Source organism: Citrobacter sp. Ce104, assembly GCF_030334595.1.
GTDB classification, from domain to species: domain Bacteria; phylum Pseudomonadota; class Gammaproteobacteria; order Enterobacterales; family Enterobacteriaceae; genus Citrobacter; species Citrobacter europaeus.
The window spans coordinates 59,925-75,253 of record NZ_JAOWDP010000056.1 but is presented as its reverse complement, the minus strand read 5'-3'; the positions used below and the strand labels follow the sequence as shown (position 1 = coordinate 75,253).

Sequence of the window (15,329 nt, the reverse complement as noted above, 5' to 3'; positions counted from 1 at the left end):
CTGAGCCATGATCAAACTCTTCAATTTAAGTTTGATGCTCGTGAATTAAACTTCGTAATGAATTACGTATGTTCACTCAGGAGACTTGGTATTCATTTTTCGTCTTGCGACGTTAAGAATCCGTATCTTCGAGTGCCCACACAGATTGTCTGATAAATTGTTAAAGAGCAGTGCCGCTTCGCCTTTTCTCAGCGGCGCGGGGTGTGCATAATACGCCATCCCGCTACAGAGTCAAGCGATTATTATCGCCTTTCCCCGCTGACCCGGCGGCTTGTAATCCGTTGTTCCGTGTCAGTGGAGGCGCATTATAGGGAGTTATTTCAGGCTGACAAGTTAAAAATACAAAAAACTTATCAAGCGATTACTTTTCAACCAATAGTTCAATTTTCGCCTGGTTTTTAAACACAAACGAGCCCCGTAGGGCTCGTTTATTGTCGTTTTGTGACTTACTGCACTGCCACAATACGATCGTCATTCACTTCCAGGCGAATCGTTTTGCCTGGAATCAGCTCACCAGACAGGATTTGCTGCGCCAGAGGGTTTTCGATCTGTTGTTGGATAGCGCGTTTTAATGGACGTGCGCCATACACCGGATCGTAACCATTCGCACTCAGTAGCTTAAGCGCCTCGTCAGAGATATGGATTTCATAGCCACGCTCTTCCAGACGTTTGTACAGACGCTGCAGTTGGATCTGAGCAATAGAAGCAATGTGCTGCTCACCCAACGGATGGAATACAACAACCTCATCTATACGGTTGATGAATTCCGGGCGGAAGTTATGGCTCACGACGCCCAGCACCATATCCTTCATGTGGCCGTAATCCAGCTCACCAAAGCGTTCCTGAATCAGATCCGACCCCAGGTTCGAGGTCATGATGACAACCGTATTACGGAAATCAACCGTTCTCCCCTGCCCGTCAGTCAGACGACCATCATCAAGCACCTGCAACAGAATGTTGAATACATCCGGGTGCGCTTTCTCCACTTCATCCAGCAGGATGACAGAGTAAGGACGACGACGTACCGCTTCCGTCAGGTACCCCCCCTCTTCATAACCGACATATCCCGGAGGCGCGCCAACCAGACGAGACACCGAGTGTTTCTCCATAAACTCGGACATATCGATACGCACCATTGCATCATCACTGTCGAACATAAAGTTTGCCAGCGCTTTGCACAGCTCAGTTTTACCGACACCGGTTGGGCCAAGGAACAGGAATGAGCCAATCGGACGATTCGGATCGGACAAGCCCGCGCGGCTACGACGGATGGCGTTAGAAACGGCTTCCACCGCTTCATTCTGGCCAATCACGCGGCTGTGCAGCTCCTGCTCCATACGCAACAGTTTTTCCCGTTCGCCTTCCAGCATGCGAGCAACAGGGATCCCGGTCCAGCGCGCCAGCACTTCCGCAATTTCTGCGTCCGTGACTTTGTTACGCAGCAGACGCATGGTTTTGCCTTCAGACTGGGTGGCTGCTTCCAGCTGTTTTTCCAGTTCAGGAATTTTGCCATACTGCAATTCAGACATCCGCGCCAGGTCGCCGACGCGACGCGCCTGTTCGATGGCAATTTTTGCCTGCTCCAGCTCAGCCTTGATAGTTTGCGTTCCCGAGAGGGATGCTTTTTCAGCTTTCCACTCTTCTTCCAACTCAGAATACTGGCGCTCTTTGTCGTCCAGCTCTTCGTTGAGCATATCGAGACGTTTTTTACTCGCCTCATCAGACTCTTTCATTAATGCCTGCTGTTCCAGTTTGAGCTGGATAATACGGCGGTCGAGCCTGTCGAGTTCCTCCGGCTTGGAGTCAATCTGCATACGAATGCTGGATGCCGCCTCATCAATAAGGTCGATAGCTTTATCCGGCAACTGACGATCGGCAATGTAGCGGTGAGACAGCGTTGCTGCCGCAACAATCGCCGGGTCAGTAATCTGCACATGGTGGTGCAGCTCATAACGCTCTTTCAGGCCGCGCAGAATCGCGATGGTATCTTCAACGCTTGGCTCAGCCACAAACACTTTCTGGAAACGACGTTCCAGCGCCGCATCTTTTTCGATGTACTGGCGATATTCGTCGAGAGTTGTTGCGCCTACGCAGTGCAGTTCCCCACGCGCCAGCGCCGGTTTCAGCATGTTCCCGGCGTCCATGGCGCCATCGGCTTTACCTGCACCTACCATGGTATGCAGCTCATCAATAAACAGAATGACATTGCCTTCCTGTTTCGAGAGATCGTTCAGCACACCTTTTAAGCGTTCTTCAAACTCACCACGATATTTAGCCCCAGCCACCAGCGCGCCCATATCCAACGCCAGCACACGGCGACCTTTTAAGCCTTCCGGCACTTCACCATTGATGATACGTTGGGCCAGACCTTCCACGATGGCGGTTTTACCGACACCGGGTTCCCCGATTAACACCGGGTTATTTTTAGTACGACGTTGCAGCACCTGTATGGTGCGGCGAATTTCTTCATCACGCCCGATTACCGGATCGAGTTTGCCCTGTTCGGCACGTTCGGTCAGATCGACGGTATATTTTTTCAAGGCCTGACGTTGGTCTTCAGCCCCCTGGTCATTCACGCTTTCACCTCCACGCATTTGTTCAATTGCCTGAGTGATATTGGCGGTCGAAGCACCTGCTGATTTTAATAAGTCGGTCAGCGTACCGCGTGACTCAAGCGCCGCCAGAACGAACAGTTCTGACGAAATAAAGTTGTCCCCACGTTTTTGCGCCAGCTTGTCGCAAAGATTCAGTACACGCACCAGCTCCTGAGAAGGCTGAACGTCACCGCCGGTACCTTCTACCTGCGGCAACCGGCTCAACGCCTGGTCAATGGCTGTACGTAACTGGCCAGCATTAATGCCGGCAGACGTTAATAAAGGACGTACCGATCCCCCTTCCTGATTCAGCAAGGCGCTCATTAGATGAAGTGGTTCGATGAATTGATTGTCGTGCCCCAATGCGAGTGACTGGGCATCGGCAAGAGCAAGCTGGAATTTATTAGTAAGACGATCCAGACGCATAACTCCTCCCATAACAGGCCAAAATTGCTACTGGAGATTAAATGAGGTCATCCCTCAATTATTCAAGGTGAATGACCTGAATTATGTGAAAAGAAAATTACGCGTACCGGATCGTCTTGATTCTTTAGGTTATATCAGCCAAATAAAACTTGCCATACGACCCGTGGTATTGTCGCGACGATAAGAGAAGAACGTCTCACTTTCGCTGAAGGTGCAGCGGTCGCCGCCGTGGACGTTCTCTACGCCGACATTTGCCAGCCGCTGGCGCGCAAGCTGATAAATATTCGCCAGGTATTTGTCGCCATGCGGTACAAATGCAAGGTCCGCTTGCGGATCTTTCGCCATGAACGCTGCGCGAACTTCTGGCCCCACTTCAAACGCGTTCGGGCCAATCGCCGGGCCTAACCAGGCAATAATGTTTTCAGGTTTATCGGCAAAACACGCTACCGTCTCTTCCAGTACGCCGGCGCATAATCCGCGCCAACCCGCATGTGCCGCCGCGACTTCCGTTCCCGCGCGATTACAAAACAGCACCGGCAGACAATCGGCCGTCATCACCGCACAGACGGTGCCCGGCGTGTTGCTGTATGAAGCATCTGCACGTTTGGAGGCGTAAGGCCCGCCGGTCAGTTTCAGGACATCCTTACCGTGGACCTGCTCCAGCCAGACAGGCTTTGACGGCAGATTGCCCGCAGTAAACAGTCGTTTGCGGTTCTCTTCAACATGCTCCGGGTTATCGCCGCAATGGGCGCCCAGATTCAGCGAATCGTAAGGCGGCATACTGACACCGCCAATACGGGTAGAACTACACGCCGCAACACCTTGCGGTATCGGCCACTGCGGGACAATTAGCTTACTCATAGCCAGGCAATATCATCCTTATGTTCTTCGAAATCAGCGCGCATCACTGCAATCAATTGCACCATATCTTGTGGTATAGGCGCGTGCCATTCCATTTCGATACCGGAAATTGGGTGATACAGGCGCAGCATAGTCGCGTGCAGCGCCTGACGGTCAAATTTACGCAGCACGGAGATAAATTCGTCTGAAGCGCCTTTCGGTGGACGCGGACGGCCGCCGTAGACCTGATCGCCCACCAGCGGATGGGTGATATGCGCCATATGCACGCGGATCTGGTGCGTACGTCCGGTTTCCAGACGCAACCGCAGACGCGTGTGCACACGGAAGTGTTCCATAATGCGATAGTGCGTCACCGCCGGTTTACCCATTGGATGCACCGCCATGTGCGTACGTTTGGTCGGGTGACGGCTAATCGGTTCCTCAACGGTTCCGCCTGCCGTCATGTGACCAATCGCCACGGCTTCGTACTCACGAGTGATTTCACGCAGCTGCAGCGACTCCACCAGACGTGTTTGCGCCGGAACGGTCTTTGCCACCACCATTAATCCGGTCGTGTCTTTATCCAGACGATGTACGATACCCGCACGAGGAACATCCGCGATTGGCGGATAGTAATGCAGCAACGCATTCAATACCGTACCATCAGGATTCCCGGCGCCCGGATGCACTACGAGGTCACGGGGTTTGTTGATGACAAGAATATCGTCATCTTCATAAACGATATCCAGTGGGATATCCTGAGGCTCAAAACGAACCTCTTCATCAATTTCTGCATTGATGGAGACGCGCTCTCCGCCCAACACTTTTTCTTTCGGTTTATCGCAAAGATTGCCATTTACCAGTACGCGCTGGTCGAGGATCCATTCTTTTATGCGCGATCGCGAATAATCAGGGAACAATTCGGCCAAAGCCTGATCTAAGCGTTGACCGAGCTGATTTTCGGAGACTGTTGCGGTGAGTTCTACTCGTTGTGCCATAAACTGCTTCTTCGTTTAACGTTGGGTTTTACGGCTTTGCCGTTTAATATAGTGTGCTATTGTAGCTGGTCTTAACCGGGAGCAGGAACAGAGAATCTCCCGTAAAACATTTTGAGGAAAGTCAAAACGTCATGACGCGCATGAAATATCTGGTGGCAGCAGCCACGTTGAGCCTGTTTTTGGCGGGTTGCTCTGGTTCAAAGGAAGAGGTGCCCGATAATCCGCCAAATGAAATCTACGCGACTGCTCAGCAAAAGCTGCAGGACGGTAACTGGAAACAGGCAATAACGCAATTGGAAGCGTTGGATAACCGTTATCCATTTGGACCGTATTCTCAGCAGGTGCAATTAGATCTCATCTACGCCTACTACAAAAACGCCGATCTGCCACTTGCTCAGGCTGCCATCGATCGTTTTATCCGTCTTAACCCGACACACCCTAACATTGATTATGTCATGTATATGCGTGGCCTGACCAATATGGCGTTGGATGATAGCGCACTGCAAGGATTCTTTGGTGTTGATCGCAGCGATCGCGATCCGCAACATGCCCGAGCTGCGTTTAATGACTTTTCCAAGCTGGTACGTGGCTATCCGAACAGCCAGTACACCACTGACGCCACTAAACGTCTGGTGTTCCTGAAAGATCGTCTGGCGAAGTATGAATATTCCGTTGCGGAATATTACACTGCCCGCGGTGCATGGGTTGCCGTGGTAAACCGTGTGGAAGGCATGCTGCGTGACTTCCCTGATACTCAGGCAACACGTAATGCTCTGCCGTTGATGGAAAACGCTTATCGCCAGATGCAGATGAATGCGCAGGCAGAAAAAGTAGCAAAAATTATTGCCGCCAACAGCAGCAACACCTGATTTACCTCAGAATGCAAAACGGCAGCCCAACGGCTGCCGTTTTTTTATCCATTAACGTCATCACTGAAGCGGTTTAGCTTCGACGCATCTCATCAAATATGGCCTGCTTTCAGGTATTCCTCAAGTAAAAAATCGCTTGTTCCTGCGATGCCTCACAAAAAGGTTTTCTTGACAAAAAGCGACAAAATAATGTGATTTAGATCACACATTTTGACATTAGGAACGGTATGCTGGAATCACCAAGACGGGAAAGACAAGAGGTAAAATTTATGACAATGAACATTACCAGTAAACAAATGGAAATTACTCCGGCAATTCGCCAGCATGTCGCAGACCGTCTCGCCAAACTAGAAAAATGGCAAACTCATCTGATTAATCCACATATCATTCTGTCTAAGGAGCCACAGGGTTTCATTGCTGATGCCACCATCAATACACCGAACGGACATCTGGTCGCCAGCGCAAAACACGAGGATATGTACACCGCAATTAACGATTTGATCAACAAGCTGGAACGGCAGCTCAATAAAGTGCAGCACAAAGGCGAAGCCCGTCGTGCCACAACTTCAGTCAAAGACGCCAACTTCGTCGAAGCAGAAGAAGAGTAGTCCCTTACATTGAGTGTATCGCCAACGCGCCTTCGGGCGCGTTTTTTGTTGACAGGGTGAAAACAGTACGGGTACTTTACTGACGTAGCCAAAGGAAAATTACATGAAACTTATCCCGTTCTTCTTCGCATTCTTTTTTACCTTCCCCTGAATGGGAGGCGTTTCGTCGTGTGATAAAGAATGCGAAGACGAACAATAAGGCCTCCCAAAACGGGGGGCCTTTTTTATTGATAACAAGAAAGGCAACACTATGACATCGGAAAACCCATTGCTGGCGCTGCGCGATAAGATCAGCACGCTGGATGAAAAATTACTGGCCCTGCTGGCTGAGCGACGTGGACTGGCCGTAGAAGTTGGCAAAGCTAAACTGCTTTCTCATCGTCCGGTTCGTGATATCGACCGTGAACGTGATCTGTTGGACCGACTCATTCAGCTTGGCAAAGCACATCATCTCGATGCTCACTACATTACTCGCCTGTTCCAGCTCATCATCGAAGACTCCGTCCTGACTCAACAGGCACTGCTGCAGCAGCATCTGAACAAAATTAACCCGCACTCGGCGCGCGTAGCTTTCCTCGGACCAAAAGGGTCATATTCCCATCTCGCCGCACGTCAGTATGCTGCCCGTCATTTTGAGCAATTTATTGAAAGCGGCTGCGCGAAATTTGCCGATATCTTTAATCAGGTCGAAACCGGACAAGCTGACTACGCAGTGGTTCCGATTGAAAACACCAGTTCCGGTGGGATTAACGACGTTTACGACCTACTACAGCACACCAGCCTGTCTATCGTTGGCGAAATGACCATTACGATAGACCACTGTGTCCTGGTGTCTGGCACGACGGATCTCGAGACCATTGAAACGGTATATAGCCATCCGCAGCCGTTCCAGCAGTGCAGTAAGTTCCTCGGTCGTTACCCACACTGGAAGATTGAGTACACCGAAAGCACCTCTGCGGCGATGGAAAAAGTTGCGCAGGCTAACTCACCCCGCGTGGCGGCGCTGGGGAGCGAAGCCGGAGGCGTACTGTATGGTTTGCAGGTGCTTGAACACATTGAAGCTAACCAGACGCAAAACATCACCCGCTTCGTGGTGCTGGCGCGCAAAGCAATCAATGTTTCCGACCAGGTTCCGGCAAAAACAACGCTGCTGATGGCGACAGGACAACAAGCCGGTGCGCTGGTTGAAGCGCTGCTGGTACTGCGTAACCATAATCTGATTATGACTAAACTGGAGTCACGCCCAATTCACGGCAATCCGTGGGAAGAGATGTTTTATCTTGATATCCAGGCCAACCTGGAATCCCCGCAGATGCAAAAAGCGTTGAAGGAGTTGGGTGAGATTACGCGTTCGATGAAAGTACTGGGCTGCTATCCGAGCGAGAACGTGGTGCCGGTGGATCCGAGCTGACAATCTTAATTTTCCGGATGGCGCTACGCTTATCCGGCCTACAATTCATGCGACTTTTGTAGGCCAGATAAGGCGAAGCCGCCATCCGATATCTTACTTAAGGACGACTGTCATTCGCCTGGCGCAACAAAGTACGGCTTTCACTCTGGAAGCGTTTCGCATAATCGCCGAACCAATGCTCCACCTTACGGAAGCTGTCGATAAACGCTTGCTTATCGCCCTGCTCCAGTAAACCGATCGCCTCGCCAAAACGTTGGTAGTAGCGTTTGATCAGCGCAAGGTTGCTCTCAGACGACATAATGATATCGGCATAAAGCTGCGGATCCTGGGCAAACAAACGTCCGACCATCGCCAGCTCAAGGCGGTAAATCGGAGAAGATAGCGCCAGCAACTGCTCAAGCTGAACATTCTCTTCCGCTAAATGCAGACCATAAGCAAAGGTCGCAAAGTGACGCAATGCCTGAATAAACGCCATATTCTGGTCATGTTCAACGGCGCTGATCCGATGCAGACGCGCCCCCCACACCTGAATCTGTTCCAGAAACCACTGATAAGCTTCCGGCTGGCGTCCGTCACACCAGACAACGACCTGCTTGGCCAGACTGCCGCTGTCCGGACCAAACATTGGGTGTAATCCCACCACCGGGCCGTCGTGGGCCGCCAGCATCGCCTGCAAAGGACCGTTTTTCACCGAAGCCAGATCCACCAGAATACAGTCGGACGGCAGACGCGGTAATTTGGCGATCACCTGCTCGGTGACGTGGATCGGCACACTGACGATCACCATGCCGGCATCAGAGACAATCTCCGGCGCGCGATCCCAGTCCTGCTGTTCCAGGATCCGTACCTGATAACCTGACAGGGTGAGCATTTTTTCAAACAGACGCCCCATCTGACCGCCGCCGCCGACAATCACCACCGGTCGCAGAGAAGGACAGAGCGTTTTAAACCCTTTATCGTTCTCACTGGAATAAGATTCGCGCATAACACGGCGCAGCACATCTTCAATCAGGTCCGGCGGCACGCCAAGTGCTTCCGCTTCCGCCCGGCGGGAGGCCAGCATAGAGGCTTCCCGTTCCGGCACGTAGATTGGCAGTCCAAAGCGGCTTTTTACTTCACCGACTTCGGCAACCAGCTCCAGGCGGCGTGCCAGTAAATCCAGCAGCGCCTTGTCGACTTCATCAATTTGATCGCGTAATGCGGTCAATTCAGCAACCATAACCAACCTCTTATGCTACACGCGCCGACAGCTGGCCGTTTAAATCCTGGCTAATTTCACGCAGTAGCGCATCCGTCATTTCCCAGCTAATGCAGGCATCGGTTACGGACACGCCGTATTTCATTTCGCTGCGCGGCTGTTCAGAGGACTGGTTGCCTTCGTGAATATTACTTTCAATCATCAACCCAATGATCGAGCGATTGCCATCTTTGATTTGTGCAATCACGGATTCAGCCACGGCAGGCTGACGGCGGTAATCTTTATTGGAATTACCATGACTGCAATCTACCATCAGAGAAGGTCGTAGTCCCGCCTGCTCCATCTCTTTTTCGCACTGGGCGACATCTGCCGGGCTGTAGTTCGGCGCTTTACCCCCGCGCAGGATCACGTGACCGTCTGGATTTCCCTGAGTTTGCAGCAGCGCAACCTGCCCGGCCTGGTTAATACCAACAAAGCGGTGTGACTGTGCCGCCGCGCGCATGGCGTTAATAGCGGTCGCCAGGCTACCGTCGGTACCGTTCTTAAAGCCAACCGGCATCGAAAGACCGGAAGCCATTTCGCGGTGGGTCTGCGATTCCGTGGTTCGGGCACCGATTGCGGACCAGCTAAACAGATCGCCCAGGTATTGCGGGCTATTTGGATCAAGCGCTTCAGTTGCCAGCGGTAGTCCCATATTCACCAGTTCAAGCAGCAGCTGACGCGCAATTTTCAGGCCTGCTTCAACATCAAAAGAGCCATCCATATGAGGATCGTTAATTAACCCTTTCCAGCCGACGGTGGTACGGGGTTTTTCAAAATAGACGCGCATCACCAGGTAGAGGCTATCGCTGACCTCTGCGGCAAGGGCTTTAAATCGACGAGCGTACTCAATAGCCATTTCAGGATCGTGAATGGAGCACGGGCCACATACCACCAACAGACGCGGATCGCGACCGGAGATAATATCTGAAATGGTTTTACGCGACTGGGAGATTTGCGCTTCTTGCGCCTGGCTCAACGGGAATTCAGCTTTCAGCTGCTCCGGAGTCATCAGAACCTGTTCGTCGGTAATATGTACGTTGTTCAGCGCGTCTTTTTGCATGATGGTGATCCTGTTTAGCTCGTTTGCGATAGTTGATCCTCAGCGAGGAGGAGATAACGATAACATAATGGGTAAAGATTTCAATCCACAATCCGTAAATTTTAATTTACAACATGCAATTTAAAGCCAAAATCAGCCATCATGAATGTACACTTAAATTTACACCAACCAATATTCAGATCCGCTATGCTTACAAAAACGAAGGAGTACAGGCAATGAAGCAATTCATCAGCACCTTATTTCTATTATTTATTAGCGGATGCCAGATAGATCCCTATACCCACGCCCCAACCTGGACGGGTACCGACTGGTACGATGCCGGGATACAAGATGCCATTTCGGGGTATGCCGTTAAAGATAATGAAACTCTTGCCGACAACTACAATGACCCTGAAGTCGATCGTACGAAATATCTTAAGGGTTACGCCGAGGGACAACGTAAAACCTGCCAGCAGGATTTTGTTTATGCCAGGGGTTTGACCGGGAAAACCTTTCCCGCAAGTTGTGATACGGTCGAAAATGTTGACCAGTTACACAGCGCCTGGCAAAAAGGGGCAACCGAAGGTGCTGCCTCAATAAGATTAAACTAAACAATAGGTTATATTTTATTACTCACTAAGATTTTACTTAAATAATCTGTAGCTTTATCCCTGGCATAATGACGGCTTAGGAAAATAATGTTATTTTGTCCTAAACAATCTTGAATGTATTTCGACGTTTTACGGCAAACGCTGGTAGGTAACTATTCATGAGCTATTCTTACCGACTCATACTTCTACTGGCACTGCTCCTGACCGGATTACCGCTGTACGCCCAAAGCGTTACGGAAGAAGCGAAATCTGTACGCGCTATGGTTTCCGGCATCGTCAGTTATACACGTTGGCCCGCACTGTCCGGGCCCCCCAAACTGTGTATTTTCTCTTCATCGCGTTTTTCCAGTGTACTGAAAGATACCAGTGCTGGTGCATTACCCTATCTTCCCGTCATCATTCGTACGGAACAAGAAATATTAGTTTCGCAGTGTGACGGTTTTTATTTTGGAAAAGAATCCCCTACTTATCAGGTGGAATTAAAGAATAAATATCCGTCTAAGGCATTGCTATTAATTGCTGAACAGAATCCCGAATGCGTTATTGGCAGCGCTTTTTGCCTCATAATTAAAGATGAAGATGTGAGATTTTCCGTAAATATGGATTCCCTTTCACGCAGCGGCGTAAGGGTCAGTCCAGACGTATTGATGCTTGCACGGAATAATAAGCATGGATAAGGACCATTCTCCCATAACACGCCCGACGTTTAAGCGGACATTGCGGCGTATCAGCATAATCAGCGTTCTGGTAACCATGACGCTGATCTGGCTGCTGCTCAGCATATCTTCCGTGCTGGCACTGAGGCAGTATGCGCAAAAGAACCTGGATCTGACCGCAGCAACCATGACCCGCACGCTTGAAGCAGCGCTCGTCTTTTCTGATGGTGTCGCGGCAACTGAAACGCTGGCGGCGCTGGGCCAACAGGGGCAATTTTCCGTTGCAGAAGTACGTAATAAAAACCAGAAGGTAATCGCCACCTGGCGCTATAACGCGCAGGATACGACCGAAAAAATCAGTGGTATGATCAGCCACTGGCTGTTCCCACAACCGGTTACTCAGCCGATCTTGCATAATGGCAACGTCATCGGCGAAGTACGATTGACTGCGCGCGATAGCGTTATCAGTCATTTCATTTATTTGTCACTGGCCGTTCTTACCGGGTGCATTCTGTTAGCATCTGGCATTGCATTAATGCTCACTCGCTATTTACATAATGGCGTCGTGGAAGCTCTGCAAAATATCACCGAGGTGGTACATGATGTTCGTACCAACCGTAATTTTTCACGACGCGTTTCAGAAGAGCGCATTGAAGAGTTTCATCTTTTTGCCCAGGACTTTAATAGTCTGCTGGACGAGATGGAAGAGTGGCAGCTGCGACTGCAGGCAAAAAACGCCCAGCTTTTGCGTACCGCTCTACACGATCCTTTGACGGGCCTGGCGAATCGCGCCGCATTTCGCAGCAGTATTAACGCCCTGATGAATGACGATGCCGCGCACAGCAGTTCCGCATTGTTATTTCTTGATGGTGATAATTTTAAATTTATAAATGATACCTGGGGCCACGCAGCGGGGGATCGGGTCCTGATTGAAGTGGCAAAAAGGCTGTCCGAGTTTGGTGGAACTCGACATCACCCATACAGGCTTGGCGGCGATGAGTTCGCTATGGTGCTTTACAGCGTTCACTCTGAATACGAAGTTCAGCGGATCTGCGCGGCACTGTCACAAGAGTTTAACCGACCTTTTGACCTGCATAATGGTCATCTGGCAAGCATGACACTCAGCATTGGTTTTGCGCTGACGTGGGAACACGCCTCTGCCGAGAAATTACAAGAACTTGCCGATCAAAATATGTATCAGGCCAAAAATTTGCGTGCTGAACGCATTATTAAAAAATAAGGAATTACACACATGCTAAAACGTCTATTGTCGCCGCTTCTTCTGCTTTTACTGATTTTGGCGGGCTGTCAGGCACCTCAGGGAAAATTTACCCCAGAGCAAATTGCAGCCATGAAATCGTACGGATTTACCGAAGCTTCCGGAGACTGGTCTCTTGGCCTGTCTGACAACATTCTGTTTGACAAAAACGACTATAAGCTCCGTCCTGAGAGCGAAAAGCAGATCCAGGAAATGGCATCCAAACTGGCTGCTACCGGGCTTAACCATGCGCGCCTGGATGGTCATACCGATAACTACGGCGAAGACAGCTACAACGAAGCGCTGTCGCTCAAACGCGCGAATGTGGTTGCCGATGCCTGGGCAAAGGGCGCCAACATCCCCCGCACCAACCTGACAACCCAGGGCCTCGGGAAGAAATACCCGATCGCCAGTAACCAGACCTCAAAAGGTCGTGCTGAAAACCGCCGCGTTGCGGTCGTGATCGCGACACCATAATCACTCCCCACTGGCTGCGCACCGCGCAGTCATTCCGTTGCCATAAAGAACAAAAGAGTAAATGTCGGGATAAAAAAAGGGCCAGCCTTTCGGCCAGCCCTTTTCTAACAGGATGTCGCTTGCGCGAATCTTAGTTAAGACGCTCTTTGATACGAGCAGACTTACCAGTGCGCTCACGCAGGTAGTACAGTTTAGCTTTACGAACAGCACCACGACGTTTAACAGCAATGCTGTCAACTACCGGAGAGTGAGTCTGGAAGACACGCTCAACGCCTTCGCCGTTGGAAATTTTACGAACAGTGAATGCAGAGTGCAGACCGCGGTTACGAATAGCGATAACCACGCCCTCGAATGCCTGCAGACGTTTTTTGGAACCTTCAACAACCCATACTTTCACTTCCACGGTATCACCCGGACGGAAGGAAGGTACGTCCTGCTTCATCTGTTCTTGTTCAAGTTGCTTAATAATGTTGCTCATAATTTAATCTCTTATCCTGGGTAAACTGATATTGGGGGCTTACGCCTGCCCATCATGTTTATGTTGCTGTTGCGCGTGTTCCTTTTTGAACTCCGCCAGCAACCTTGCTTGCTCTTCAGTCAGAGCCAGGTTTTCCAGAAGTTCAGGTCTTCTAAGCCAGGTCCGGCCCAACGACTGCTTCAAACGCCAGCGACGTATCTCAGCGTGGTTCCCCGACAGTAACACCGCCGGTACTTCCATCTGCTCTAACACTTCAGGTCGGGTATAGTGCGGGCAATCCAGCAACCCATCAGCAAACGAATCTTCGATTGCCGAAGCCTCATGACCCAGAACTCCCGGAATAAACCGGGAAACGGAGTCGATCAGCGTCATTGCCGGTAACTCACCACCGCTGAGTACGTAATCGCCGATTGACCATTCTTCGTCAATTTCGGTTTGAATCACGCGCTCATCTATTCCTTCATAGCGACCACATACCAGAATCAGCTTTTGATTCGTGGCCAGTTCGCTAACGCCCGCTTGATCAAGCTTGCGTCCCTGAGGTGAAAGATAAATCACCTTTGCGCCTTCACCAGCCGCAGCTTTTGCTGCATGAATGGCGTCCCGTAAAGGTTGCACCATCATTAACATCCCCGGTCCGCCGCCGTAAGGACGATCGTCCACGGTACGGTGCCGGTCATGAGTAAAGTCACGAGGACTCCAGCTCTGGATGTTCAGCAGGCCATTTTTTACTGCCCGGCCAGTTACCCCGTAATCGGTAATTGCGCGGAACATTTCTGGAAACAGGCTAACGATACCTATAAACACAAGCCAATCCCCATAACGCCGACTTTTACCGTTTATCCGGTGGTTTAAAAACCAGGATCCCAATCTACTTCGATAGTACGAGTAGCGAGATCGACTTTCTTGATAACCTGCCCATCGAGGAACGGTACAAGACGTTCCTTGATACCAAACGCATCTTTCAGGTTTGCCTTGATGACGATGACGTCATTCGAACCGGTTTCCATCATATCGACGACTTTACCGAGATCGTAGCCTTCAGTGGTCACTACCTGGCAGCCCATAAGGTCTTTCCAGTAATAGGAACCATCTTCCAGCGCTGGCAACTGCGAGGAATCCACGACAATTTCGCAATTAGTCAGTAGATTCGCCGAATCACGATCGTCAACGCCTTTCAGCTTGATGATCAGATCCTGATTGTGGTGCTTCCAGCTTTCCAGCTGTACTTGCTGCCACTGACCCGCCTTCTGGATAAACCAGGGCTGATAGTCAAAAATGCTTTCGGCGTCTTCAGTGGAAGAAAACACTCTGAGCCAACCACGGATACCGTAAGAAGACCCCATTTTCCCCAAAACGATGGGTTCTACAGGAGCCTGTGCGGCGAGTTGCTTGCTCATCATGACCACCGTGACAGATTAAGCTGCTTTGTTTGCTGCTTTGATCAGCGTAGCTACGCGATCAGAAATAGTCGCGCCCTGGCCAACCCAGTGAGCGATGCGATCCAGATCCAGGCGAGTGCCTTCTTCTTTTTCGCTAGCGATTGGGTTAAAGAAGCCAACGCGCTCGATGAAGCGACCGTTGCGTGCATTACGGCTGTCGGTAACAACAACCTGGTAGAACGGACGCTTTTTAGCGCCGTGACGAGCTAAACGAATAGTAACCATAACATCCTCTTGTGTGAATAAAACACCCAGGCCCCATCGAGGAACGGAGCCCGGGTGTCATATTAAAAGCCCGAAAATTTTACTGATTTCTGGGGAAAATGCAATCAGCAGTTGATAACTCTGCTATAAAAGGCCGTTGGCGGTGCCGTCAGTTCGG

At 50.6% G+C, this 15,329-nt stretch carries 17 protein-coding genes and 1 other annotated feature; of the genes, 8 read left to right on the top strand and 9 right to left on the bottom strand.

What is annotated here, in order from left to right; genetic code table 11:
- Window positions 1–446: 446 nt before the first annotated feature.
- The 3 genes from clpB to rluD form a co-directional block, all read right to left on the bottom strand.
- Window positions 447–3,020, bottom strand: coding sequence for an ATP-dependent chaperone ClpB (gene clpB, locus OGW16_RS06175; protein ID WP_220771836.1), 2,574 nt, complete (start codon window positions 3,018–3,020; stop codon window positions 447–449).
- 129 nt (window positions 3,021–3,149) lie between these two features.
- The gene (yfiH, locus tag OGW16_RS06170) at window positions 3,150–3,881 is read right to left on the bottom strand and encodes a purine nucleoside phosphorylase YfiH (protein WP_213733783.1); all 732 of its coding nucleotides are present in this window, start codon (window positions 3,879–3,881) and stop codon (window positions 3,150–3,152) included.
- A complete protein-coding gene (rluD, locus tag OGW16_RS06165; protein WP_043017233.1) occupies window positions 3,878–4,858 on the bottom strand; it encodes a 23S rRNA pseudouridine(1911/1915/1917) synthase RluD in 981 nt (326 codons plus the stop codon). The genes yfiH and rluD overlap by 4 nt, the downstream gene beginning before the upstream one ends.
- 131 nt (window positions 4,859–4,989) lie before the next feature.
- Between rluD and bamD the strand changes: the two genes are divergently transcribed.
- The 4 genes from bamD to pheA all read left to right on the top strand — a co-directional run bounded on the left by bamD (window position 4,990) and on the right by pheA (window position 7,746).
- Window positions 4,990–5,727 carry an outer membrane protein assembly factor BamD gene (gene bamD, locus OGW16_RS06160; RefSeq protein WP_043017234.1) on the top strand — a complete coding sequence of 246 codons (738 nt, stop codon included), beginning with the start codon at window positions 4,990–4,992 and terminating at the stop codon, window positions 5,725–5,727.
- A gap of 269 nt (window positions 5,728–5,996) precedes the next feature.
- The gene (gene raiA, locus OGW16_RS06155) at window positions 5,997–6,335 is read left to right on the top strand and encodes a ribosome-associated translation inhibitor RaiA (protein ID WP_003031244.1); all 339 of its coding nucleotides are present in this window, start codon (window positions 5,997–5,999) and stop codon (window positions 6,333–6,335) included.
- Window positions 6,336–6,437: 102 nt separating this feature from the next.
- Window positions 6,438–6,563: a sequence feature (Phe leader region), on the top strand.
- Window positions 6,439–6,486 (top strand): pheA operon leader peptide PheL, encoded by a 48-nt coding sequence (gene pheL, locus OGW16_RS06150; protein WP_101706155.1) that lies wholly within the window; start codon window positions 6,439–6,441, stop codon window positions 6,484–6,486. Its footprint overlaps the feature before it by 48 nt.
- Window positions 6,564–6,585: 22 nt before the next feature.
- Complete coding sequence (gene pheA, locus OGW16_RS06145; protein ID WP_075145815.1) at window positions 6,586–7,746, top strand: bifunctional chorismate mutase/prephenate dehydratase; 1,161 nt, start codon at window positions 6,586–6,588, stop codon at window positions 7,744–7,746.
- A 97-nt stretch (window positions 7,747–7,843) separates the two neighbouring features.
- Here pheA and tyrA read toward each other — a convergent pair whose 3' ends face one another.
- Together tyrA and aroF are read right to left on the bottom strand one after the other, a co-directional pair.
- Entirely contained in the window at window positions 7,844–8,965 is a 1,122-nt protein-coding gene (tyrA, locus tag OGW16_RS06140; RefSeq protein ID WP_003826456.1) for a bifunctional chorismate mutase/prephenate dehydrogenase, read from the bottom strand.
- 10 nt (window positions 8,966–8,975) lie between these two features.
- A complete protein-coding gene (gene aroF, locus OGW16_RS06135) occupies window positions 8,976–10,046 on the bottom strand; it encodes a 3-deoxy-7-phosphoheptulonate synthase AroF (protein ID WP_016154067.1) in 1,071 nt (356 codons plus the stop codon).
- Between the two features lie 215 nt (window positions 10,047–10,261).
- Between aroF and OGW16_RS06130 the strand changes: the two genes are divergently transcribed.
- The 4 genes from OGW16_RS06130 to OGW16_RS06115 all read left to right on the top strand — a co-directional run bounded on the left by OGW16_RS06130 (window position 10,262) and on the right by OGW16_RS06115 (window position 13,027).
- Entirely contained in the window at window positions 10,262–10,636 is a 375-nt protein-coding gene (locus OGW16_RS06130; RefSeq protein ID WP_043017971.1) for a DUF2799 domain-containing protein, read from the top strand.
- 158 nt (window positions 10,637–10,794) lie between these two features.
- Entirely contained in the window at window positions 10,795–11,313 is a 519-nt protein-coding gene (yfiR, locus tag OGW16_RS06125) for a regulatory sequestration protein YfiR (protein WP_047409405.1), read from the top strand.
- Complete coding sequence (gene dgcN, locus OGW16_RS06120) at window positions 11,306–12,532, top strand: diguanylate cyclase DgcN/YfiN (RefSeq protein WP_043017237.1); 1,227 nt, start codon at window positions 11,306–11,308, stop codon at window positions 12,530–12,532. Before yfiR ends, dgcN begins: the two co-directional genes overlap by 8 nt.
- A gap of 12 nt (window positions 12,533–12,544) precedes the next feature.
- The gene (locus tag OGW16_RS06115) at window positions 12,545–13,027 is read left to right on the top strand and encodes an OmpA family protein (protein ID WP_043017238.1); all 483 of its coding nucleotides are present in this window, start codon (window positions 12,545–12,547) and stop codon (window positions 13,025–13,027) included.
- Between the two features lie 130 nt (window positions 13,028–13,157).
- Here OGW16_RS06115 and rplS read toward each other — a convergent pair whose 3' ends face one another.
- Genes rplS through rpsP form a run of 4 tightly spaced genes read right to left on the bottom strand, consistent with a single transcriptional unit; the run spans window position 13,158 to window position 15,172 of the window.
- The gene (gene rplS / locus OGW16_RS06110) at window positions 13,158–13,505 is read right to left on the bottom strand and encodes a 50S ribosomal protein L19 (RefSeq protein WP_002914145.1); all 348 of its coding nucleotides are present in this window, start codon (window positions 13,503–13,505) and stop codon (window positions 13,158–13,160) included.
- 39 nt (window positions 13,506–13,544) lie between these two features.
- Window positions 13,545–14,312, bottom strand: coding sequence for a tRNA (guanosine(37)-N1)-methyltransferase TrmD (gene trmD / locus OGW16_RS06105; protein ID WP_003031232.1), 768 nt, complete (start codon window positions 14,310–14,312; stop codon window positions 13,545–13,547).
- 44 nt (window positions 14,313–14,356) lie between these two features.
- On the bottom strand, window positions 14,357–14,905 hold the full coding sequence (gene rimM / locus OGW16_RS06100; RefSeq protein WP_003031230.1) for a ribosome maturation factor RimM: 549 nt from the start codon (window positions 14,903–14,905) through the stop codon (window positions 14,357–14,359).
- A gap of 18 nt (window positions 14,906–14,923) precedes the next feature.
- Window positions 14,924–15,172, bottom strand: coding sequence for a 30S ribosomal protein S16 (gene rpsP, locus OGW16_RS06095; protein ID WP_003031228.1), 249 nt, complete (start codon window positions 15,170–15,172; stop codon window positions 14,924–14,926).
- Between the last annotated feature and the right edge of the window lie 157 nt (window positions 15,173–15,329).